Here is a 22,227-nt window from a genome sequence, read left to right as displayed (position 1 = left end):
GCGCTCACTGGTTTCCCAGCAAGCTTGGTGTCAACAGGGTAGGAAGAGGCAACATGACGTTAAAAACCCGCTTATTAATTGCAATTATCACACTGGTTATAGTTTCGGTACTCACCCTGGCCAGTGTTTCTCTATACGTATCGGTCAATAACTCGCACCAGGCTCTGGAGCAGTCGGCAAAAGAAAAACTCACCCAACAGGCGGTGCAGGCTCGTCAGGCTATAGACAACTACATGGCGTTTAACAGCGCGCAAATCAATAATTTTTCTTCCTCATCATTAATCAGTAACGCCGCACAGGAATTTATTCCGGCCTTTCGTAACTATGAAAAGCAGCGCCCAGGTCTGACGCAGACACAGGCCAGTATGCTTAACCGTTACTATACCGATGCCTTTGCCTCGACCTATCAGGCGCGCAATGTGGACGCACTGGAGAATCCAGCTGGACTGCTGGCCCCTTTATCGACTAAGTCTCGTTTACTTCAATACGATTTTATTGCCGGCTCAAGTTATGAGTTGGGCGCCAAGGATAACCTGACCAATCTGAATAACGGCACCGATTATGCTGCGGTTCATAGCCGCTATCATGGTGAAATACGTCAGTTTCTGAATGATTTTGGTTACTACGACATCTTTATTGCCGACCCGCAGACCGGTGACATTGTCTATAGTGTGTATAAAGAGCTGGATTATGCGACCAGTCTGCGTACCGGACCCTATGCCAGTACCGGTATTGGAGAAGCATTTACGCTGGCCACGCAGGTGCAGGATGCCGGTGAGGTGGTGGTGAGCAAATTATCCACTTATCTGCCTTCTTATGATGCACTGGCCGGCTTTCTGGCCACCCCCGTCACTAATGCCAGTGGCCAGCGGGTTGCTATTCTGATTTTTCAGATACCCATTGACCGGATCAGTACTATTATGACCAATGAGCAGGCGTGGGCTGAACGGGGATTTGGTGACTCCGGTGAAACCTATCTGGTGTCACCAGATGGATTACTGGTCACCGAAAGCCGGTTTTTCATTGAGGATGTGCAGGGATATCTTTCTGCTATCACACCCAAAATGCCACAGACCGCAAGGAAGATTCAGGATGCTGGCACCTCTGTGGGCTTACAGAGCGTGGATACGCTGAGTAGCACAAATGCACTAGCCGGAAAAAGTGGTTTTGAGACTGTACTGGATTATCGGGATGTAGAGGTTTTTTCGGCTTATCTTCCTGTTCAGTTTGGTAACTATACTTATGCGCTGATGGCTGAAATCGATGTGGCTGAAGCGTTGGCCCCCGCTTATCAGTTACAGTCCACATTAATGGTTTCTACGGGCATTGAGCTGGTGGTGATTGTTACCATAGCGGTTGCAATCGCTTTGTGGCAGGCTAACTCACTGATTCGTCCGCTGACACGCCTGGGCTCGGCGTGTAGCGAACTGGCCAGTGGAAAAGGAGATCTTACCACCCGACTGCAAAGCTCCGGAATACAGGAAATCGACAATATTATCCGCCCATTTAATGTTTTTATTAGTCAGATCCAGGATATCGTCAAAAAAATTAAACAGGACGCCATCCGTCTTTCCGAAGCCTCTGGTGAGCTCAGCAGCGTTATGTTGCAAAGTACAGAGAATGTGTCAAAGCAACTGGGCGAGACCCAGATGGTGGCGACCTCGGTCGAGGAATTGTCAATGTCGATTGCCGACGTCGCCCGCTCAACTGTTGATACCCGAGATCATGGGCAAAGCGCGATGTACAGCCTGAAAGAAAACATGGAACGTGCTGGTCTGGCTGCCGGAAACATTAAGTTGTTGGTTGAATTACTGGGTCAATCCCGGGATGTAATTGGTGCGCTACAGACCGAAGTAAAGCAAATTAATGCATTGCTAAATGATATTACTTCAATTGCTGACCAAACTAATCTGCTGGCATTAAACGCTGCGATAGAAGCGGCCAGAGCCGGTGAAGCCGGCAGGGGATTCTCGGTCGTCGCGGACGAAGTTCGGGCACTGGCGACGCGTTCCCAGACCAGTACGGTGGAAATTGCTCAGATTGTAGAGCGGATGAATGCTTCATCGTCCCGCTCGGTTAAAGAAATGGAAAAAGCCGCGATGGCCGCTGATGGTGGAATTCACCTGGTGGATCTGGTGACTACAGCAATGGACGAGCTGTCACAGATCATCGTGAAAGTTCAGGCGATGGCTGATAGCGTAGCGTCAGCCACACAGCAGCAGGATGTAACTTCAAACAGTGTAAGTGAAAATGTAACCCGCATTGCTGAAATGTCACAGGAACTGGACGAGGGGACTCAGGTGGCAACAGCAGCAGCCCGGGACCTGGCAGCCATGGCCAGTTCTTCTCAATTACTGGTAGCTGGTTTTAAGGTTTAACATGCGCTGTAAGAGAAACTGACTTACAGCGCATTTGCAGTTCGCTTACCCGGTAATCGCTTTGGCAGCGGCTACCTTGGTAGGACTGATTTCCTCGCTGGGATAGCAACCCAGTACTTTGATATAGCGGGTAATGTTTTTCAGGGAGGCCAGGGCGGTTTGTACCGGGCCGTCCTGCACATTGCCTTCCACATCAATGTAGAACATTTCTTCCCACGGATTGCCGGTTATCGGGCGTGACTCCAGTTTGGTCATGTTAATACCGTTTTCGCGCAGCACCAGCAGTGCCTCTACCAGCGAGCCGGGTTTTTGTACCGTAGACATTACCAGGGTGGTTTTAGCCGGCACCTGTAGCGGTACATTGACCGGATTACGGGCGACTACAATAAAGCGACTGTGGTTTTCTTTCTGATTTGCCAGGTTTGATTTGATTGTCGATAAACCATACAAAGAGCCACCGGCCTCGCTGCCAATCGCCGCCACATCATCCCGCTGCAGTTCACTGACTGTCAGCATGGCAGATGACGTGCTGTCGATAGTTTTAACTTCCACATTACCCAGCTCGGCAAGAAAGTGACTGCACTGAGTAAACACCTGAGGGTGCGCGTAAAGTGTTTTGATTTTGTCCACGCTGGTATTGGTGGCAACCAGCAGACAATGGCGGATAGGGTGGGTCAGCTCACCAATAATACTCAGCTCAGTATGTTGTAACTGGTCGTACACCTCATTGATACTGCCTGATGTGGTATTTTCTATTGGCAAAACCGCATAGTCGGCTTCGGCGTGCTCTACTTTTTGGATAATCTCAGCAAAGCTCTGGCAGCCCATTTCTAAAAGCTCACCTGGCCGACGGGAAAAATATTTCTGGGTCGCCAGATAGGAATAAGATCCTTTGTCGCCCAAAAAAGCCACCCGATTCAGTGGCAGGCTGCTGCCCGGGTTTGCTCTGGCTGCTAAAAGGGCTTGCTGATTAAGAACCGAGTCTTCAATGACCACATGAAAAATCTGTGTGACATAATGGGGATCAAGGCCTGCTTCCTGACCTTCTTTGATTAGTCTGACCAGCAACTGTTCTTCACGTTTAACATCCCGCACCGGAATATGGTTAGCAATTTTGGTTTCAGCGACCTCGTTAGTCAGCTTTCGACGCTCAGCCAGTAAGCTCAGCAGCTGGCTGTCTAATTCAGTAATGCGTTTGCGAATCGCATCCAGAGCAGGTTGTGACATGTTGATTTCCCATCAGTGATAAAAAAAAACCTCCCGGGTGGGAGGTTTTGACACACGGTGCATCCTCCCTCAGTTGAAGGTGATAAAACCAAAAAAGAATGCGGCTGTGTGTAAGATATTCGTTTTCATGACATAGGACTTTATTCAGCCAGTGGGCTTGTGTCAACCAGTTTTTACAAGTGACATAATCCAATGTGGGTCAGGGTTCTGGTCTGTCCAGAAAAACTATGTTATGCCCTAAATCCTGTTTCCTGCCTGATCTCCGTCACTCACCCAATAACGCCGCCAGCATGGCACGTACTTCGTTAGGTTCAAACGGTTTGTCACACAGAGCGTTTACCCCGGTTTGCTGAATATTAGCCATGTGGGCGCTGTCGGCCGACTCAGAGGTTACCATGATAATCGGGATATGGGCTGTCTCAGGGTTAAACCGCACAAACTCAGACAGTTCCCGACCATCCATTTCTGGCATATTGTAGTCGGTAACGACCAGGTCAAACGGTTCGTCCTTGATAAGCGTCAGCGCGGTAGCGCCGTTTTCTGCTTCTTTGATCTTTTTCAGCCCCATGCCTTCAAGCACCCGGCGGATATGATTACGGGCCAGACGACTGTCATCGACCAGCAGCACACGCACATCCTGAACATCAAACAGATCCAGTTCCAGCTCATCGTGGTTTATCAGATCCAGCGATGCATTAAGCGCCCGGGATAAATGTAGCGGTTCAAAAGGCTTGGGTAAAATGGCGGCTACACCGGCCTGCTTTAACTGTTCCAGTTTGCTCATGCGGTTTTCGCTGGACACCAGCATAAATGGTACACTGGCAAACTCGCTGCTTTCCTTTACAAACTGCAGCAACTCCAGTGCAGTGCCATCCTCAAAATACATCGCACTGACAATAAGGTCGGCGCCGTGCGATTTAATTGCTGTGCGGGCTTCGGCCAGCGTACTGACCGGATCAATTTCCTTGACGTTTTCCTTTAACAACAAGGTTGTGATAATTTTTCGCTGGGTATCGGAAGGCTCGACCAGCACAATATGAAGATCGGAAATAGATAGCTTTTCCATACTGACAACTCTCTTGCTATTTTTTGTTATGTAATTAAAGAGTAAGTTTAGCCAATTTTGTTAAATTAGCCGCCTGCCAGTTTAACCGTAAAGCCCTTTGTCTGCAGTAGTGTTTTAAGTTTTTCACGATCGTCGGTCTGTACCTCGATTGTGCCTTCCTTTACCGCGCCACCGCAGCCACACTTTTTCTTCAGTTCAGTACACAGTGTTTTAAGCGCTTTGGCGTCCATATCCAGGCCACTTACAATAGACACCCCTTTTCCTTTGCGGCCTTTTGTTTCACGGCTTATACGCACTATGCCATCACTGGTTACCGAGCGTGTTTCCTGTTTATCAGACTGAGTGATCTTGCCACCATCGGTACTATAGACCAGTTTAGAATCCTGCATTGTCGTTTCCTGATTAGGTATCTGCCTGGGCAGAATATGATACATAGGGCACTATGGTAAAAAATAATCCCTAAAATTTATAGCGGGCTGTTAACTCACTGCTATATTTATCAAAAGCGCGGCCTGTATCAGTGTGTCTGATTTGCCGAACATGGTGTAGAGATTAACCCCGCGATTAGCAGGAGAAAACATGGGACTTAACACTGAAACCATCAATAAAGACTCTCATCTGGTGATTTCACTGGATGAAAAATTCGACTTTGCTAAAGTGCACGATTTTCGGCAGGCTTATGCCGAACTGCCGTCCAGCGTGAAAGTCATTGAGGTTAATCTGGCTGAAACCGAGTATATGGACAGCTCTGCATTGGGGATGCTGCTCAATATGCAAAAATCCATGTCCGAACAGGTGTCGGAGTTTAAAATTACCAATTGCCGGCCACAGGTTGCCCGGATACTGAAGATTTCCCGGTTTGATAAAAAATTCGCCATTAGTTGATCACTATGCGAATTCTGATTGTTGATGACGAGCCGCTGAACTGTTTTCTGCTGACTAATATTCTGGAACAGGAAGGCTACACAGAATGTTTTGAGGCTGGCAGCGGGAGTCAGGCCCTGGCAATGGCAGAAAAGCTCAGGCCGGACTTGATTTTACTGGACGTACTGATGCCGGATATGTCCGGCTTTGAGGTTGCCCCTAAGCTAAAGGCAATGGCAGCTGACAATTATCTGCCCATCATTTTCATTACCTCACTGGAAGATCGGGCCAGCCTCATTAAATGTCTGGAAGTGGGGGGCGATGACTTTGTTTCCAAGCCTTTTGACAAACTGGTACTGACCGCCAAGATCCGTGCTCATGCCCGGATTCGTTCACTCAGCATTCGGATTAAGCTGCAAAACGAAGAGCTGTTAACGCACCGGCAGCTGGTTGAGCGGGAACACAGTATTGTTGAGCATATTTTTGCCAATGCTATTCATCACTCAAAACCACTGGCCAGCCACTTTGATTTCAATTTGTCACCGGCAGCGCAGTTCAATGGGGATGTGTTTTTAACTCAGGAAAGTCCGGCCGGGGGCGCCTATTATCTGATTGGCGATTTTACGGGGCATGGCCTGGCGTCGGCAATTGGTATGCTACCGGTCGCCCGGTCGTTTCAGACGATGGCCGAAAAGGGCTTGCCTGTGTCTCAAATGGCTCGTGCGCTGAATAGCATTCTGCTGAATTTGCTACCGGCAGACATGTTTTTTGCCGCGATTATAGCTGAAGTTGATGAGTCAGGGTGTCGGCACTTGGTCTGGCACGGTGGGATGCCCCAGATGCTGGTTAAAAGCGTCAATGGGGGGATCAGTACTCACGGCTCTAATCACATGGCACTGGGCATACTGGACGACGATGAATTTGAAGACCGCTGTGTATCGATCGAATGTGACCCTGGTGACAAACTGCTGTTGTACACTGACGGGCTGATTGAAATTGTTGATGAAAACGATGTCATGCTTGATGAAGATGGCGTGGTGCTATGGTTTGCCAGTCATGATTTTACGGCGACCTCCTTATACAACAAAGCCATTGATTATCAGACTCAGGATGAACAGGTCGATGACATCACTGTCGTTATTTTTACCTGTAAGCCAATGAATCTGGAGATGGGACCGCTTCAGACGCCGCCTTTCCCGATTGATATTCGTACCCAGCTGCACAGTGAGCAACTACGCCGGGATGATGTTATATCCCGGCTGGTGGATATTGCGTGCGCTCAGCCAGAAATGGCCATGGTCAGAAGCAAACTTTTCACGGTACTGGCTGAGCTGTACAGTAATGCACTGGAACATGGTGTGCTGGGGCTGGACTCAGGGATTAAAAGTGAAGAAGACGGTTTTTCCCGGTATTACACTTTACGAGAGCAGCGCCTTGCAGAGCTGAGGGAGGCAACCGTCGAAGTACAGGTACTGTACAAACCTGGCCAGAACTTTTTAACCATTGTGATGCGAGACTCCGGAAAAGGCTTTGATCTAGACCATGTGCAGCAGGAAGCGGATTTTGTCACTTTTGGCCGTGGGCTGTCGCTAATCTTTGAGCTGAGTCGCTCGGTCACCTATACGGAAGGCGGAACCTGCGCGCAGGTGGTGTTGTCGCTAAGAGAGTAATATTACGCTGAACAGCTCAATTAAAGGGGCAGGTTGGCAGAACAAACTTATCTGCCGGTTGGTCGTAATAAGCAGATATCGCTTTTTTACCGGAATTAATGACCCCTATGTTAAAAGCCGTTCTGGATTTATTTACTGGCAGTAATCAGCCAGACAATAACCGTGACCATTCTGTAGAACTGGCCACCGCTGCGCTTATCTGTGAGCTTATCAATGCAGATAATCAAACTGATCGACGAGAAAAACAGGCATACCGTGATGTACTGAAAAGTCAGTTCACACTGGATGATGATACGCTCAACACGCTGGTCTCTGATGGCCAGGAAACCGCGGACAATGCAGTGGACCTGGTGCAGTTTACGAAGATTATTAATGAACAGTGTGATAATGAACAAAAAAAGAGTATCTTAACCGGCTTATGGAAAGTGGCCTATGCAGATGAGCAGCTGGCGCCAATAGAAGAAAATGTTATTCGGCGCATCGCGGACCTGTTGTACATTCCCCATAGTCAGTTCATAAAAACAAAGCTTTCAGTGACCGGCGAGCCAGACTAAACGCGACTCGTTACTCAGGTTTACGTTGATAACAGGGTAGTTGTAGCGTGTATAAATCTATTAAAACTCCGATTGCCGCCATTTTAATTGGCGCAATGTTGGTGACCTCAGCGCTGGTGACCTGGTTTGCTGCCGGTATCCACGAAGACTTATACACCCATGGCGTGAAAAACGACATGATGGCGCTGAGTCAGAACCTGGCCGCCGAGCTTACTCCGCTTATGGAGCAGGCACCGGCCAGTCAGGTTGCCATTGCCAACCGGCTGCTTAGCCTTAAAGGTTATGAACACATCCTGGCCGCCCGGGTTTACGATAAAAACAAAGTTTTGCTGCAAAGTCAGACCGGTTATGCCAGCCGCAAGCTTGGCCTGCCTGAGGAAGGCAGCTATCGCGACCTGCTGCAAGCCACGCCGGGGGCCCACGAAGTCCAGAATCATCTGGTGGTCATCTCACCTATTACCGACCATGGCAAGATATACGGCTATCTGACCATCCTCAATGATATTAACACGCCGGTAAATAACAGTTGGAAAACCCTTTTATACCGGGCCATGCCACTGGTGTTATCCACCTTACTTCTGACTATTGCTATTGGCCTGTACTGGATGAACCGCTGGCTGACGCCACTGGCCCGGCTGTCTGATTTTACCCATGAAATGGCGGTTAGCAAAGATTACAGCCGCCGCTTTACTACCCAGACCCACAGCGAAATTGGCCGGTTGGCGGCAAACGTCAACATTTTGCTTGATACCATCGAGGCCGAGCTGTCGATAAACCAGGAGCAGAATCATACGCTGATTGAGCAGCAACAAACCATGACCCGGCTGGCCAACTATGACAGCCTGACGGGTTTGCCCAATCGCCAGTTTGTGATGGATAACATGCGCCTGGAGCTGGCCCGTGCCAGGCGGCAGAACTATGACATAGCCCTGTTATTTTTTGATCTGGATGGTTTTAAGGGGATTAACGATTCGTTAGGGCATGAAACCGGTGACCTGATCCTGATTGAAGTGGCTGACCGGGTGTCTGGCATGTTGCGTGAAGGCGACTTGGTGGCCCGGCTGGGCGGCGATGAATTTATTATTATACCGGATCGTGATGTCAGTGAAGTCAGTCTGAAAAATCTGGCCAGCCGGGTCATCAGCGCCTTTAGCGAACCGTTTCATTTTCGCGGCCTGGCCCTGACCGTTGGCGTAAGTATTGGTATTGCCAAAGCCTCTGACGCCAACTTCGAGCTGAGCCAGTTAATGAGCAATGCTGATTTGGCCATGTACCGGTCAAAAGCCCGGGGGCGGGGCATATATACCATTTTTACTCATGAAATGGTTGAGTCTCATAAACGTAAACTGGCCATTGCCAACAGTATTGATCAGGCCATTATTGCCAATGAATTTGTGTTGTACTATCAGCCAAAGGTGGACAGAGACGGCTATGTGGTTGGCTTTGAGGCTCTGATTCGCTGGCATCACCCGCAATTCGGGCTGGTGATGCCCGCTGAGTTTATTCCGGTGGCCGAGCAAAGCGGTAAGGTAACGGCTATTACTCACTGGGTCATTGAGCGGGTCAGTATTGAACTGCCTTTATTACAGTCTGTGTTTTTACACAAATTCAGGGTAGCAATTAATTTGTCCGGACATGATTTACGCCATGGCGGGCTGTTTGACATGATTCATCAGGTTTTCGAGCGTCAGCAGGTAGACCCGGACTATATTGAGTTTGAAGTAACCGAATCTGCGTATCTGGAAAATTTTGCGTTTGTGAATAAGTTTTTCAAACGATTGAGTAATATGGGTTGCACCATTTCTCTGGATGATTTTGGTACCGGTTATTCTTCACTGAGCTACCTGACCCAGATTGCTATCGATACGCTGAAGATTGACCGTCAGTTTATCCGCGAGTTAAGTAGCTCTGAACGCAGCAGGCTGGTCACCGGCTCAATAATTGATCTGGCCAAACGGCTATCGCTTAATGTCTGTGCTGAGGGAATCGAAGATGTGTCCCAGTGGGAATATGCTATCGGACAGGGCTGTGATCAGGTACAGGGCTATTTATTCAGCCGTCCGCTGCCACTGGACCAGGTGTCCACATTGCCGGCGCGGTTTGAACGCGGCGGCGATCTTGCTGCGCTTCAGTGTGTTCAGTAAACCGGTCGTATAATTGCTACAAAAAAAGTTTGAAAATGTCTGATTTGTGCAACACCTTTGATAACAATCTGGCTACAAATTCAGATTGGCTACTGTTTTTAAAGGAAAATTGCAAGTTGGCACAGTTATAGCTAGTTTCATGATGTATTAACCTGTCAGCGTACAGGGCACCCAATTTTTGGTCACATTGTGACTGTGGAGGACACCATGAAACGTCTTGAGAAAGTGTTTTTAATTTTACTGACCATTGTTGCTGTTCAGTCTGTGGCTGTGGCTAATGCTAACGCGCAGGAAATGGCGACGGCAAATCAAACTGCACTGGCGCAGCAAACCATGATTGTCCAGCTGGATGTCGATCAGGATGGACTTATTTCGTTAAAAGAAGCAGTAAGTGACACCGAGCTGTTGCGCAAGTTTGGTCGTCTGGATGATAATAAAGATGGCAAACTCAGCGAGCATGAACTGCATAACAGTGGGTTTGTTGTCAGGGCTACCGCTAAGTCGTAACGGCGCTGTTAAGCAATCTGTATGAGGTAAGACTCTGACTTGCTAGCAATTTAGGGGTATGCCATTCTGATCGACCTTTTTCAATCAGTGAGCAAGCAGTGCGACTCGGTTCTTTAAGACAATTAACGCTTGCCAGCTTTGTGTTGGCTCTCGTACCACTCATCGCCTTGTTATGGCAAAGCCAGAATGATCTGGCTAAAGTCGGCAAGATGACCAGCAAGGAAACCCGATACGTGGTGAGCGTAGTCGGGCAGATGCAGCAACTCGACGGCGCTGCCATCGATTTGGAGCGCACGCTCCGTCAGTACGCCATTATTCAAAATGAAACCGTCGCCCAATTGACAGACAGCGCAATTGTGCAGTTTGTGCAGGCGCTCAAGAACATTTGTGATGCGCTGCCTCAAACCAGCACCTGCGATACTCTGAAAAAAGACATCACTCAGCTGAAAACGTTTCGCAATATTGATGATACACTGCTGCTTAATGCCTACCTGAATGCCCTGGGTAATAATGTCACGGCGATGCGTAGCGATGTGGAATCTGCGATTCAACAGCGTCTGCAGATTCAGCGCGAAGATTTAAATGCGATGCAGGCCAAGCAGGCCTGGTCAACCGCCATGTTGGTCAGTGTTTCCTTGCTATTGATATTGCTGGGCAGTCAACTGATCGTAAACCCCGTTAAAAAGCTTAAGCAGATTATTCGGATTCTGGCTCAGCAGCAGGGCGAACTGCCGGCTATTTCAACCCGGGCTCCCACTGAACTTATCGGGGTGGAAAAAGATTTGCACTGGCTGGCGGAGCGACTGGGGCAGCTAGAACACATACGCACTGCATTACTACGCCATGCAGCACATGAGCTGAAAACACCGCTGGCCAGCATTAAGGAAGGGTGTAGCTTGTTATCAGAAAATGTGGTGGGGGTATTAAATCCGCAGCAAATGGAAGTGATGTCTTTATTAACATCCAGTACGCAGCGATTAAATACCTTAGTAGAGAAGCTACTGGATTATAATTTGTTATTGCAGCAGGCGCAGCCAACATTCACGGATGTTAATCCAAGCCAGATGGTTAAAGATTGTCTGGAGGATTACGCGTTGGCGCTGCAGGAGCGCGAAGTGACCGTGGATATCCGGGTCACGAATATCTGGGTCGACGAAGAACTCTATCGTCGAATACTGGATAATTTGATTTCAAACGCGGTGGCTCATGGCGCGGTAGGACGGCCCATCAATGTGGCCATTTATGAGCGCGGTAAAGCCACAATACTGGATGTGGCTAACCGGGGTAAACGGATTGCACCTGAAGCGGTAACCCGGCTTTTTGAACCTTTCACTCGGGGTGATGATCCCAGGAATGATAACGTGATTGGAACCGGTCTGGGCTTATCGATTGTGTCTGACTGCGCCAGGCTGATGCATGGTGATGTGTCAGTAGTGGATGTGGAAAACGCAGATGTTTGTTTTAGAGTGACTATCCCGCAAGAGGAAAGACAATAATGAAAAAAGTATTAGTACTGTCACTAATGGCTGTATTGACAGGCTGTGCGGGAATTCAGAATACCCAACCAGATGCGCCGGAGCTTTCAACCGCAAAATCGGTTGAAGTATTGCAAAGCAGTAATTTTTGTCTGGTTGAGTCCGGTGTGGCAAGTTTTGAACACCAGTGTGACTTAATCTACTGGGTCAACTTCTGGATAAAAGCTGATGCCTCGAGCTGGCCGCAGCGCAAAAAAGCGATCGCCGGTTATGGCAACGATGTAGCAGGAACTCTGCACAAGATTGTGTTATCCCTGCCAGTGGACACCCCGTATCAGGATCGGCTGCGCGCCCAGCATTGGTTAAATAGTGTTAAAGGAAAACTCAGCCCTGACATTATGCCGCTGATCAAGACTGTTGTTGAAGCTCCCAATACCGAAATGCTGGAACTTGAGTCCGCCATGGTAGTGCTTAACAAGGTCAATGCCGAGCAGAATGAAAGCAATGAAGCACTGCAGGACGAATTAGAAGCCCAGCGTAAGAAGCTGGAAGAATTACTAGAAATAGAAGCAACATTGATGGACAAGAGCAGGAGTAGCCAGCAATGAGTGAGACCAACACCAGTAACCCGCAGTTATTGCTGGTTGATGACGACAAGAGTCTGTTACGGCTGTTAACGATTCGCCTTGAGGGCGAGGGCTACGGCGTGACTGCGGTAGAAGATGGCCAGGCCGCCCTGAAAAAAATTCGCAGCGATGAATTTGATGTGGTACTGAGCGACCTGCGGATGCCCGGACTTGACGGATTGAGCCTGTTTGAAGAAATTATGGGAATTCGTAAAGATATTCCGGTGATTCTGATGACCGCTCACGGTACGATCTCCGATGCGGTAGCGGCTACGCAGCGCGGCGTATTTGGCTTTTTGCCAAAACCGGTAGATCACGATGAGCTGCGTAACCTGCTCAAAAAAGCCTTGTCTCACTCGCAGGCCGCCTCTCCGGGCGAATGGTGTCAGGATATCGTTACCCGCTCCCCGCAAATGACTAACGTGCTGGATCAGGCTTTTCGTATCGCCCAGCGTGAGGTCAGTGTACTGATCAGTGGTGCCAGTGGTACGGGTAAAGAGTTGCTGGCCAATGCCATTCATCGTGCCAGCAACCGAAGTGACAAACCGTTTGTCGCCATCAACTGTGGGGCATTACCGGAAAACCTACTGGAGTCTGAGCTATTCGGACACGCCAAAGGCGCATTTACCGGCGCTGTGCAAGCCGCACCGGGCCTGTTCCGCGAAGCCGATGGCGGAACGCTGTTTTTAGATGAAATTGGCGATATGCCAATGACACTGCAGGTAAAACTGCTGCGGGCATTGCAGGAACGTCAGATTCGCCCGGTGGGCAGCAGCAAGAATATTGATATTGATGTGCGCATCATTTCCGCCACACACAAAGACTTGCACAAGGAAATGGAAGAGAGCACATTCCGCGAAGATTTATATTATCGCCTGAACGTGGTCAATCTGAAGTTACCATCACTTAAGGAGCGCAGTGAAGACATTCCGCTGCTGGCCCGTACGCTACTGCAACAAAGTGGACAGCGTCATGGCGTTAACGTAACTCAGTTTTCCGATGATGCCATGCAGATCCTGGTAAAATCAGACTGGCCGGGTAACGTCCGTCAGCTGGTTAACGTGGTGGAGCAGTGCGTGGCACTGACCCAGACCCCAGTGATTCCGCTGCATCTGGTAGAACAGGCATTATCAGCAACCAAACAAAGCTGGCCAACCCTGACCGAAGCCCGGGATGCCTTTGAGCAGCAGTATTTGTTCAAGCTGCTTAAAATGACCGACGGTAATGTGACCCGGGCCGCTGAACTGGCCGGACGTAATCGTACCGATATGCATAAGCTGATGAAAAAGCATGAGCTGGATGCGGCAGATTTTCGCAATACGTCAGAATAACGCATCCTGTGTCGGCAATTCGTCTATGCCGTTACCCGGCAGGGCATGCTGAGGATAGCGTTCGTTGTACATAGCAATAAACAGATGCGCCAGCCACGGCGCATCTTTGTTATCAGGCCGGTGCAAAAATAAAAACGGCGATTTTCCTTCCCTGCGCCACTGATGGCACTTATCTACCCACGGTATCAGTTTTTGCCGGTTAACCTTCTCATCGTTATTGCCTACGAAACGCACGACCGGGTTGTTGCCCGTGGCAATTACATTGACCGGCACCCTGGGCTTTTTGGTTCTGACCTCGCTGGTCATGACGCTATCTGCAGGGCCGGTAAACAGCGCCCGGGTATCCATAATAATGCGATTGCACTGATGAGTGATAAGTAGCTGGTTAAGGGTGCGCTCAGCATCGCCTTTGGCAAAAAAAGCCGGATGGCGGACTTCAACTGCCATAGGAATGGTAGGAGCAAGTACTTCTAAAAAACGCGCCAGCTGAGATAAATGCGACGGGCCGAATGTGGCGGGAAGTTGCAGCATCATCTGGCTCAGGCGTGGGCCAAGTACCGATAGCAGCGCCTGCTGCCGGGCCACCGCCGGGTTATATGGGTCCAGCTGCGCAGCATGGCTGATTGACTGATGCCATTTAAAAGTAAACCGAAAGTGCGCAGGTACCGCCGCTGCCCATTTTTGCACGGTGCTTTCATCCGGCAGGGCATAAAATGTGGTGTTTCCCTCAACACTGTTCATTGCCTGTGCATAGTGAGCCAGGGTATTTTGCCGCGCATCCGGGTGGGCAAACCAGTGTGCTGGCCAGTAACTGTGCTGCCACACCGGCAGACCGATGTAAAAAGGTGGCATAATCGATGAGTTATCGGCAGGGAAATCAGGATTTGTCATTGGGCTTTAAACTGCATTTGTTTATACTATGCGGCCTTATTTTGTCATAAAGACGCTATCTATCGCGCGCTTTTTTAGCAAAACATCCGGTTTGGGCGAATCCACCCCCCTGTTTTAGGGATGGATTCGGTATCTCCGGCTGCCTAAAAATGATGCCCGAACTTTAGCAACGTAAAAAACTATCAGGGGTCGAAGACCATGCGCACAGATTACTGTGGGAATATCGATGCATCTTACATCGGACAAGAAGTTACCCTATGCGGGTGGGTAAATAAACGCCGTGACCTAGGCGGACTGATTTTTATCGACTTGCGCGACCGTGAAGGGGTAGTGCAGGTTGTGTTTGATCCTGACCTGCCAGAGGTACAGGAAGAAGCCAACAAGTTACGCGCCGAATTCTGCGTTAAACTAACCGGTAAAGTACGCGCCCGTCCTGACGGCCAGAAAAATGATGCGATGCGTACCGGTGAAATTGAAATTCTGGGCACCGGGCTGGAAATTTACAGCAAGTCTGCTGTGCTACCGCTGGACTGGAACCAGGAAAACTCAGAAGAGCAGCGTTTACGCTACCGTTATTTGGATCTGCGTCGCCCAGTGATGACTCAGCGCCTGAAGTTCCGTGCGCAGGTAACCGCAGCAGTACGTCGTTATCTGGAAGATGATGGTTTTCTGGATATTGAAACACCGATTCTGACCAAAGCCACGCCTGAAGGTGCCCGTGATTATCTGGTACCGAGCCGTACGCATAAAGGTGAGTTTTTTGCTTTGCCGCAGTCACCACAGCTGTTCAAGCAGTTGCTAATGATGTCCGGCATGGATCGTTACTACCAGATTGTTAAATGTTTCCGCGATGAGGATTTACGTGCTGACCGTCAGCCGGAGTTTACCCAGATCGATTTGGAAACCACGTTTCTGGATGCCGAAGGTGTAATGAACATTACAGAAGGCATGATCCGTAACTTGTTTAACAAGATGCTGGATGTAGAGCTGGGCGATTTCCCTCGTATGACCTACGCCGAAGCCATGCGCCGTTACGGTAGCGACAAGCCTGATCTGCGTAACCCGCTGGAACTGGTAGATGTTGCTGATTTACTGGAAACCGTTGAATTTAAAGTATTCAGTGGCCCGGCCACCGACCCGAAAGGCCGGGTTGCAGTTATTCGCGTACCGGGCGGGGCGAGCATGTCACGTAAGCAAATTGACGAATACACAAAATTTGTCGGTATCTACGGTGCAAAAGGTCTGGCCTGGATCAAGGTCAACGAACAGGCCGCCGGTCAGGAAGGCCTCCAATCGCCTATTCTGAAATTCTTAAGCGAAGATATCACTGACGGGATTATCTCGCGTACGGGTGCACAGGCTGGTGATATTCTGCTATTTGGCGCGGACAACGGCACCGTGGTTACAGAGGCGATGGGTGCGCTGCGTCTGAAGCTGGGTGAAGACTTTGACCTGCTTGAAGGTGAATGGCGTCCGCTGTGGGTAGTCGACTTCCCGATGTTTGAAGAAGCAGACGGTCAGCTGCATGCACTGCACCATCCGTTTACCGCACCGCGCGGCCTGAGCGCGGAAGAGCTGAAAGCCAATCCGGCTGAAGCACTGTCTGATGCTTACGATATGGTATTAAACGGGGTTGAGTTAGGCGGTGGTTCGGTTCGTATTCATGACCAGTCTATGCAGTCTGCGGTATTCAGCATTCTGGGTATTGAAGAAGAAGAAGCCAAAGCTAAGTTCGGCTTCCTGCTGGATGCCCTGCAGTTTGGTGCACCACCGCATGCCGGTCTGGCCTTTGGCCTGGACCGTTTAGTGATGCTGATGACCGGCGCAACGTCTATCCGGGATGTGATGGCGTTCCCGAAAACGACCACGGCGGCGTGCCCGTTAACCAGTGCACCAAGCGCGGCGAACCCACAGCAACTGGCTGAACTGGCCATTGATGTGGTGAAGAAAAACGCTGAATAAATGGCGTTAAAAAGACCTGAATCAGTACTGGTGGTGCTCTATGACGAGCATCACCGGGTACTGGTGATGCAGCGCCAGGATGATCCGGATTTCTGGCAGTCGGTAACCGGCACGATTGAACAGGGCGAGCAGCCGGTTCAGACCGCTTACCGGGAAGTGTGTGAAGAAACCGGTATTTATCTTACTCCAGCCGATGGCAGCCTGACTGACCATCAACAAATCAATACCTTTGTTATCCGGCAAAAGTGGCGACATCGCTATCCACCGGGTACAGTTTATAATCAGGAACATGTCTTTTCCGCGCAGGTCAGCAGTGCCGGTGCGATACGTCTGACCGAACATCTGGCTTATGAGTGGCTGCCAAAAACAGAGGCATTACGCCGGTTGTGGTCACCAAGTAACCGTGAAGCAGTGGAAGCATTTGTCCCCGGAGCAAAATAATGATAATACTGGGTATAGATCCAGGTTCCCGGATCACCGGGTATGGGTTAATTGCCCGCCAGCAGGGAAAACTGGTCTATGTAGGAAGCGGTTGTATCCGTCTTTCTACACAGGCATTGCCTGAACGTTTATCGCAGATTTTCGCCAGTGTTGGCGAAATCATCCGCCAGTACCAGCCTCAGCAATTTGCCATTGAACAGGTGTTTATGGCGAAAAATCCTGATTCAGCCCTTAAGCTGGGCCAGGCCAGGGGCGCGGCCATTGTGGCTGCCACTCAGGCACAGCTGCCGGTGGCCGAATATTCTGCCCGCCAGATCAAACAGGCGGTAGTAGGCAAAGGCGGAGCGGAAAAAACGCAGGTACAGCATATGGTGAAACATTTGCTGGATTTACCCGGTACGCCGCAGTCTGATGCGGCCGACGCGCTGGCGGTAGCATTGTGCCATGCACATACAGAACAAAGTTTAATTAAACTGGCAGGCCAGGCTCAAAAGACAGTTCGCCGCCGGTTGCGCTAACAAGGTAATAATCATGATAGGTCGGATTCGCGGCACACTAATTGAGAAACAGCCGCCTGAAGTACTGATAGATGTTGCAGGTGTCGGGTATGAAATTCAGATGCCGATGACCAGTTTTTACCAGCTTCCCGCAGTCGGTGAGGAAGTGACCGTTTACACCCACTTTGTGGTTCGTGAAGATGCACAGCTGCTGTTTGGCTTTGCCGATAAAATGGAGCGCGGGCTGTTTCGCGAGCTGATTAAAGCCAACGGGGTGGGCCCAAAACTGGGTCTGACCATACTGTCTGGCATGTCCGCCAGTCAGTTTCTGGCCTGCGTACAGCATGAAGATGTGTCTTCGCTGGTGGCGATGCCCGGGATTGGCAAGAAAACCGCCGAGCGACTGGTGGTGGAGCTGAAAGACCGGCTGGCCAAGTTTGGTAAAACCCAGGATGTGAACCTGCCATCACTGCCTTTGGATGGTGACGGTGGCAGTGCGCTGGTGCCGGTCAATGATGTACGCGAAGACGCCGCCAGTGCGCTGGTGGCGCTGGGTTACAAACCGGCGCAGGCCAGCAAAATGGTGTCAGGTGTTTATGCCGATGGTATGGACAGCGAAACGATCATCCGTGATGCCCTCAAAGCAGCGTTATAGGATAACTGACCATGATCGAAGCTGATCGTTTAATTAATGCCTCAGCGACCAATGAAGATGAGGTGATTGACCGTGCCATACGGCCTAAGCTTCTGGATGACTACACCGGTCAGCCTCACGTTTGCGAGCAGATGGAGATATTCATTCAGGCGGCCCGCAACCGTGAGGATGCGCTTGATCATCTGCTTATTTTTGGCCCGCCAGGGTTAGGTAAAACAACGCTGGCCAATATCGTGGCAAACGAAATGGGGGTGAATATTAAAACCACCTCTGGTCCGGTGCTGGAAAAAGCCGGCGACCTGGCCGCGCTGCTGACCAACCTTGAGCGCAACGATGTGCTGTTTATTGATGAAATTCACCGGCTAAGTCCGGTGGTCGAAGAGATTCTCTATCCGGCCATGGAAGATTATCAGCTGGACATCATGATTGGCGAAGGCCCGGCAGCCCGTTCTATCAAACTGGATTTGCCGCCTTTTACTCTGATTGGCGCCACGACCCGGGCTGGCTCGCTGACATCCCCTCTGCGTGATCGTTTTGGTATTGTGCAGCGGCTTGAATATTACAATGTTAAAGACCTGACCACCATTATTGCCCGGAGTGCCAGCTATCTGAACCTGGACATGGACGAGTCAGGTGCCCATGAGGTGGCGCGTCGTTCACGGGGAACGCCGCGTATTGCCAACCGGTTATTGCGTCGGGTACGAGACTACGCCGAAATAAAAGCCGACGGTAAGGTGGATGGCGAAGTCGCTGCTAAAGCACTGGATATGCTGGATGTAGACAAGGAAGGCTTTGACTACATGGACCGCAAGCTGCTGCTGGCTATTATCGAGAAGTTTGACGGCGGCCCGGTAGGCCTGGATAACCTGGCAGCGGCGATCTCTGAGGAAAAAGAGACCATCGAAGACGTGATTGAGCCTTTTTTAATTCAGCAGGGCTTTTTACAGCGTACACCTCGCGGACGAATTGTGCTGCAACGGGCGTATCTGCATTTTGGATTTAATCCCACGCAGGATTAGGTTTTGTTGTCACGGCAGTGATCGATATAGCGCTCTGTAACTTACATTACAGGGCGTTTTTGTTGCTTTGGAAACAATGATAATTTTGTAGCAGGCATAAAAAAGCCCGCTCAAAATGAACGGGCGAAAACAACAAGTGTTGAAGGAAATAAATCCAGGGAACTCATGTCTAACAGGAGATAAATCTCTGTACATACCGGCGTTAACCGTTATGTCTGTGTGACAGATGACGCGCATTATAAAGACAAATGCGGACCTGACAATTGAGTAAAATTAGATTTTTGGATTAGTTTACCTAATGAGTTAATGGTATGTTAACTAATGATGATGGTTGCTGTTAAAGCTATTGCCGTAAAGGGTTTAACGCGGTATTTTGCGCGTTCAGTGAACGTACAATACGGTGTGTTCGCCGGGTTTTTGAGATTATTTATATTAAAGCGAGAGCATAACTATGCATAATTGGCCCGTCAGAATCTATTATGAAGATACTGACGCCGGTGGAATTGTTTATTACGCCAACTACCTGAAGTTCATGGAGCGAGCCAGAACTGAGTGGCTAAGAGAGCTTGGCTACGAACAGGATATCCTGTTGGAACAATCCATCGCTTTTGTCGTCAAACGGGTTGAAATGAATAACTATGCGCCAGCCCGCTTCAATCAGCTGTTGAGTATTGAATCACAGATTGTAGAATTGAAGGGAGCAAGCATGGTGTTTCAGCAAAAAATTAAAAATGAAAGTGGTGACCTGCTGGTTGCTGCTGATGTTCAGGTTGCGTGCGTGGATCAGGTTAAAATGAGACCAAGAAAAATACCACGCACTTTGTTAGGGGATTTATCGCGTGGAATCTGATTTAACGTTTATCGGGTTATTTTTGCAGGCCAGTTTTGTTGTACAGCTGGTAATGTTGTTGTTACTGAGTGTATCAGTGGCATCCTGGACATTTATTTTTCAGCGCACCAAAGCCTTAAAAGCCGCGCAGACAGAAATGCGTCAGTTTGAGGATAAGTTCTGGTCGGGCGCTGATTTGAACCGCCTTTATCAGGAGCTCTCTGCCCGGGCTAATCTGGGCGGTATGGCGTCTATCTTTTGTTCCGGCTTCAAAGAATTTGTACGCCTGCGTAAAGGCAATACGGCGGTTACCGGCGTGGTCGATGGCACCTACCGGGCTATGCGCGTGACTATGTCCCGGGAAGTGGAGGAACTGGAAAGCCGTTTACCGTTTCTGGCCACCGCCGGTTCCATCAGCCCCTACATTGGCCTGTTTGGTACTGTATGGGGAATCATGAATGCGTTTATTGCGTTAGGGGAAGTGCAACAGGCAACTCTGGCAATGGTGGCGCCGGGTATAGCCGAGGCTCTGATTGCCACGGCCATTGGTCTGTTTGCCGCCATTCCTGCTGTTATTGCGTATAACCGGTTTAGCAACAAGGTAGAAAAACTGGAAAACAGCTATGCCAACTTTATGGAAGAATTTTCGGCCATTTTGCATCGTCAGGCAGTAGCAGCCCAGCAGCAACAGGCTCAGGCCTGATTCTGAACTGACTGCAGGAGTCTGATTATGTATACGCGTAAACGCCGCCGTCCGGTATCCGAAATTAATGTGGTGCCCTATATTGACGTCATGCTGGTGCTGCTCATCATCTTTATGGTGACGTCGCCGCTGGTGTCGCAGGGCGTAAAGGTAGAGTTACCCAAAGCCAGTGCCGAGCCTATTGATCAGGAGGAAATCCCGCCGCTGATTGCATCAGTGGATGTAAAAGGCAGATACTTTCTGAATGTAGGTGAAAATGAAGAAGCGCCGATTGGCGCAGACGAGGTTGCAGCATTGGTGCAGGCTCAGCTGCAAAAGCAGCCCGACACCCCGGTGGTGGTTAAGGGCGATGGTCAGGTTGCCTATGACAAGGTCATTCAGTTGATGGTGTTGCTGCAAAACGCCGGTGTACCTTCGGTAGGCCTGATGACTGATCCGGTAGAGTCAAAATAGCCATGGCAAAGCCAACACCTTCATCTCAGGGGGCGTCTGAGAATAGTCCATCGCGACGGGGCAGGGCGCCCTCAGGCATTAGCAGTAAAGACAATAAAGCAGCGCTGTATAAATCGCTGGGTGTGCATGTGGTGATTGCCATAGTGTTGCTAATTAGTGTCAGTTTTGCACCGGACCCGCTACCCACACCGGCGCCCAGCCAACCGGTTATTCAGGCCACCTTCATAGATGCGCAGGCAATTGCCGATAAGCAAAAAGCGAAAGAAGAGGCGCAGCGCAAAGCCGATGAAGCAGCACGTCAACGTCAGGCCGAAGCAGAACGCAAGCGGCAGGCTGAGGCAGAGCGAAAACGTAAAGCAGACGCTGAACGTCAGCGCCAAATCAATGCAGAAAAGGCGCGTAAGCAAGCCGAGCAAAAGCAGGCCGAGGAGAAACGCAAAGCTGAGGCAGAAGCGCAGCGTCAAAAAGAACTTGAACGCCGCGCGGCGCAAGAAGCAAAAGAGCGACGGGAGCGCGAAGCGAGGGAAAAAGCCGAAGCAGAACGTAAGCAAAAAGAGGCCCGTGAAAAGGCTGAAATGGAAAGGATTATGCAAGAGCAGATGGAAGCTGAGCGGGCTGCTCAGCAAAAACGTCGCCATCAGCAGGTTCTTTCTGAGGTTGACCGATACAAAGCCCTGATCCAGAACAAAATCATTCAGGGGCTATATAACGACTCTGCCTACAAGGGTAAGCAGTGCCGGTTGAATATACGCCTGGCGACAACCGGGTTTGTCACGCAGGTCAGAACGCTCGGCGGTGACCCTGCCTTATGTCGGGCAGCCGAAGCGGCTGTCCGTCGCCCTGACAAGCTCCCTATGTCAGCTGAAGCCGACGTTTATCAGGAACTCAAAGACATTAACCTAACGGTGGAACTGTAGTGATTAAAAGAAAATTTG

Annotated in this window: 22 protein-coding genes; 18 read left to right on the top strand and 4 right to left on the bottom strand. The window is 49.9% G+C overall.

Annotated features, from left to right (window positions below; genetic code table 11):
- The first annotated feature begins 53 nt into the window (after window positions 1-53).
- Window positions 54-2,378: a methyl-accepting chemotaxis protein gene (locus tag EZV72_RS12705; protein WP_137167582.1), complete on the top strand. Its 2,325-nt coding sequence runs from the start codon at window positions 54-56 to the stop codon at window positions 2,376-2,378.
- A 45-nt stretch (window positions 2,379-2,423) separates the two neighbouring features.
- On the opposite strand, the gene pheA is transcribed toward EZV72_RS12705, so the two are convergent.
- From pheA to yciH, 3 genes are all read right to left on the bottom strand, one after another.
- Window positions 2,424-3,605, bottom strand: coding sequence for a prephenate dehydratase (pheA, locus tag EZV72_RS12700; RefSeq protein ID WP_137167581.1), 1,182 nt, complete (start codon window positions 3,603-3,605; stop codon window positions 2,424-2,426).
- 265 nt (window positions 3,606-3,870) lie between these two features.
- On the bottom strand, window positions 3,871-4,671 hold the full coding sequence (locus EZV72_RS12695) for a response regulator (protein ID WP_137167580.1): 801 nt from the start codon (window positions 4,669-4,671) through the stop codon (window positions 3,871-3,873).
- Between the two features lie 65 nt (window positions 4,672-4,736).
- A complete protein-coding gene (gene yciH / locus EZV72_RS12690) occupies window positions 4,737-5,060 on the bottom strand; it encodes a stress response translation initiation inhibitor YciH (RefSeq protein ID WP_137167579.1) in 324 nt (107 codons plus the stop codon).
- 190 nt (window positions 5,061-5,250) lie between these two features.
- Between yciH and EZV72_RS12685 the strand changes: the two genes are divergently transcribed.
- The 8 genes from EZV72_RS12685 to EZV72_RS12650 all read left to right on the top strand — a co-directional run bounded on the left by EZV72_RS12685 (window position 5,251) and on the right by EZV72_RS12650 (window position 13,842).
- Complete coding sequence (locus EZV72_RS12685; protein WP_137167578.1) at window positions 5,251-5,556, top strand: STAS domain-containing protein; 306 nt, start codon at window positions 5,251-5,253, stop codon at window positions 5,554-5,556.
- A 5-nt stretch (window positions 5,557-5,561) separates the two neighbouring features.
- On the top strand, window positions 5,562-7,205 hold the full coding sequence (locus EZV72_RS12680; protein WP_137167577.1) for an ATP-binding SpoIIE family protein phosphatase: 1,644 nt from the start codon (window positions 5,562-5,564) through the stop codon (window positions 7,203-7,205).
- 98 nt (window positions 7,206-7,303) lie between these two features.
- Window positions 7,304-7,759: a tellurite resistance TerB family protein gene (locus tag EZV72_RS12675; protein ID WP_232364415.1), complete on the top strand. Its 456-nt coding sequence runs from the start codon at window positions 7,304-7,306 to the stop codon at window positions 7,757-7,759.
- A 47-nt stretch (window positions 7,760-7,806) separates the two neighbouring features.
- A complete protein-coding gene (locus EZV72_RS12670) occupies window positions 7,807-9,903 on the top strand; it encodes a putative bifunctional diguanylate cyclase/phosphodiesterase (protein WP_232364414.1) in 2,097 nt (698 codons plus the stop codon).
- Window positions 9,904-10,110: 207 nt separating this feature from the next.
- A complete protein-coding gene (locus EZV72_RS12665; protein ID WP_137167576.1) occupies window positions 10,111-10,410 on the top strand; it encodes an EF-hand domain-containing protein in 300 nt (99 codons plus the stop codon).
- A 98-nt stretch (window positions 10,411-10,508) separates the two neighbouring features.
- Window positions 10,509-11,906 (top strand): sensor histidine kinase, encoded by a 1,398-nt coding sequence (locus EZV72_RS12660; RefSeq protein WP_137167575.1) that lies wholly within the window; start codon window positions 10,509-10,511, stop codon window positions 11,904-11,906.
- A complete protein-coding gene (locus EZV72_RS12655) occupies window positions 11,906-12,493 on the top strand; it encodes a hypothetical protein (protein WP_137167574.1) in 588 nt (195 codons plus the stop codon). Before EZV72_RS12660 ends, EZV72_RS12655 begins: the two co-directional genes overlap by 1 nt.
- On the top strand, window positions 12,490-13,842 hold the full coding sequence (locus EZV72_RS12650; protein WP_137167573.1) for a sigma 54-interacting transcriptional regulator: 1,353 nt from the start codon (window positions 12,490-12,492) through the stop codon (window positions 13,840-13,842). Before EZV72_RS12655 ends, EZV72_RS12650 begins: the two co-directional genes overlap by 4 nt.
- Here EZV72_RS12650 and EZV72_RS12645 read toward each other — a convergent pair.
- Complete coding sequence (locus EZV72_RS12645) at window positions 13,834-14,733, bottom strand: DUF72 domain-containing protein (protein ID WP_137167572.1); 900 nt, start codon at window positions 14,731-14,733, stop codon at window positions 13,834-13,836. The two genes, EZV72_RS12650 and EZV72_RS12645, sit on opposite strands and share 9 nt — an antisense overlap.
- A 198-nt stretch (window positions 14,734-14,931) precedes the next feature.
- Here EZV72_RS12645 and aspS point away from each other — a divergent pair, with 198 nt between their 5' ends.
- From aspS to tolA, 9 genes are all read left to right on the top strand, one after another.
- Window positions 14,932-16,695, top strand: a complete 1,764-nt coding sequence (gene aspS / locus EZV72_RS12640) for an aspartate--tRNA ligase (RefSeq protein WP_137167571.1) — start codon at window positions 14,932-14,934, stop codon at window positions 16,693-16,695.
- Window positions 16,696-17,136, top strand: coding sequence for a dihydroneopterin triphosphate diphosphatase (gene nudB / locus EZV72_RS12635; RefSeq protein ID WP_137167570.1), 441 nt, complete (start codon window positions 16,696-16,698; stop codon window positions 17,134-17,136). It abuts the gene before it with no gap.
- Entirely contained in the window at window positions 17,136-17,654 is a 519-nt protein-coding gene (gene ruvC, locus EZV72_RS12630) for a crossover junction endodeoxyribonuclease RuvC (RefSeq protein WP_137167569.1), read from the top strand. Before nudB ends, ruvC begins: the two co-directional genes overlap by 1 nt.
- Before the next feature lie 13 nt (window positions 17,655-17,667).
- Complete coding sequence (ruvA, locus tag EZV72_RS12625) at window positions 17,668-18,288, top strand: Holliday junction branch migration protein RuvA (RefSeq protein WP_137167568.1); 621 nt, start codon at window positions 17,668-17,670, stop codon at window positions 18,286-18,288.
- Window positions 18,289-18,299: 11 nt separating this feature from the next.
- Complete coding sequence (ruvB, locus tag EZV72_RS12620; RefSeq protein WP_137167567.1) at window positions 18,300-19,307, top strand: Holliday junction branch migration DNA helicase RuvB; 1,008 nt, start codon at window positions 18,300-18,302, stop codon at window positions 19,305-19,307.
- Between the two features lie 451 nt (window positions 19,308-19,758).
- Window positions 19,759-20,157, top strand: coding sequence for a tol-pal system-associated acyl-CoA thioesterase (gene ybgC, locus EZV72_RS12615; RefSeq protein ID WP_137167566.1), 399 nt, complete (start codon window positions 19,759-19,761; stop codon window positions 20,155-20,157).
- Window positions 20,147-20,839, top strand: a complete 693-nt coding sequence (gene tolQ, locus EZV72_RS12610) for a protein TolQ (RefSeq protein WP_137167565.1) — start codon at window positions 20,147-20,149, stop codon at window positions 20,837-20,839. Before ybgC ends, tolQ begins: the two co-directional genes overlap by 11 nt.
- 27 nt (window positions 20,840-20,866) lie before the next feature.
- Window positions 20,867-21,292, top strand: a complete 426-nt coding sequence (tolR, locus tag EZV72_RS12605; protein WP_137167564.1) for a protein TolR — start codon at window positions 20,867-20,869, stop codon at window positions 21,290-21,292.
- 2 nt (window positions 21,293-21,294) lie between these two features.
- A complete protein-coding gene (gene tolA, locus EZV72_RS12600; RefSeq protein WP_137167563.1) occupies window positions 21,295-22,209 on the top strand; it encodes a cell envelope integrity protein TolA in 915 nt (304 codons plus the stop codon).
- The last annotated feature ends 18 nt before the right edge of the window (window positions 22,210-22,227 follow it).

Origin of the sequence: Salinimonas lutimaris (assembly GCF_005222225.1) — a bacterium.
GTDB lineage: Bacteria > Pseudomonadota > Gammaproteobacteria > Enterobacterales > Alteromonadaceae > Alteromonas > Alteromonas lutimaris.
The sequence above is the reverse complement of the archived record's forward strand: the minus strand, read 5'-3'. Positions and strand labels throughout refer to the sequence as shown.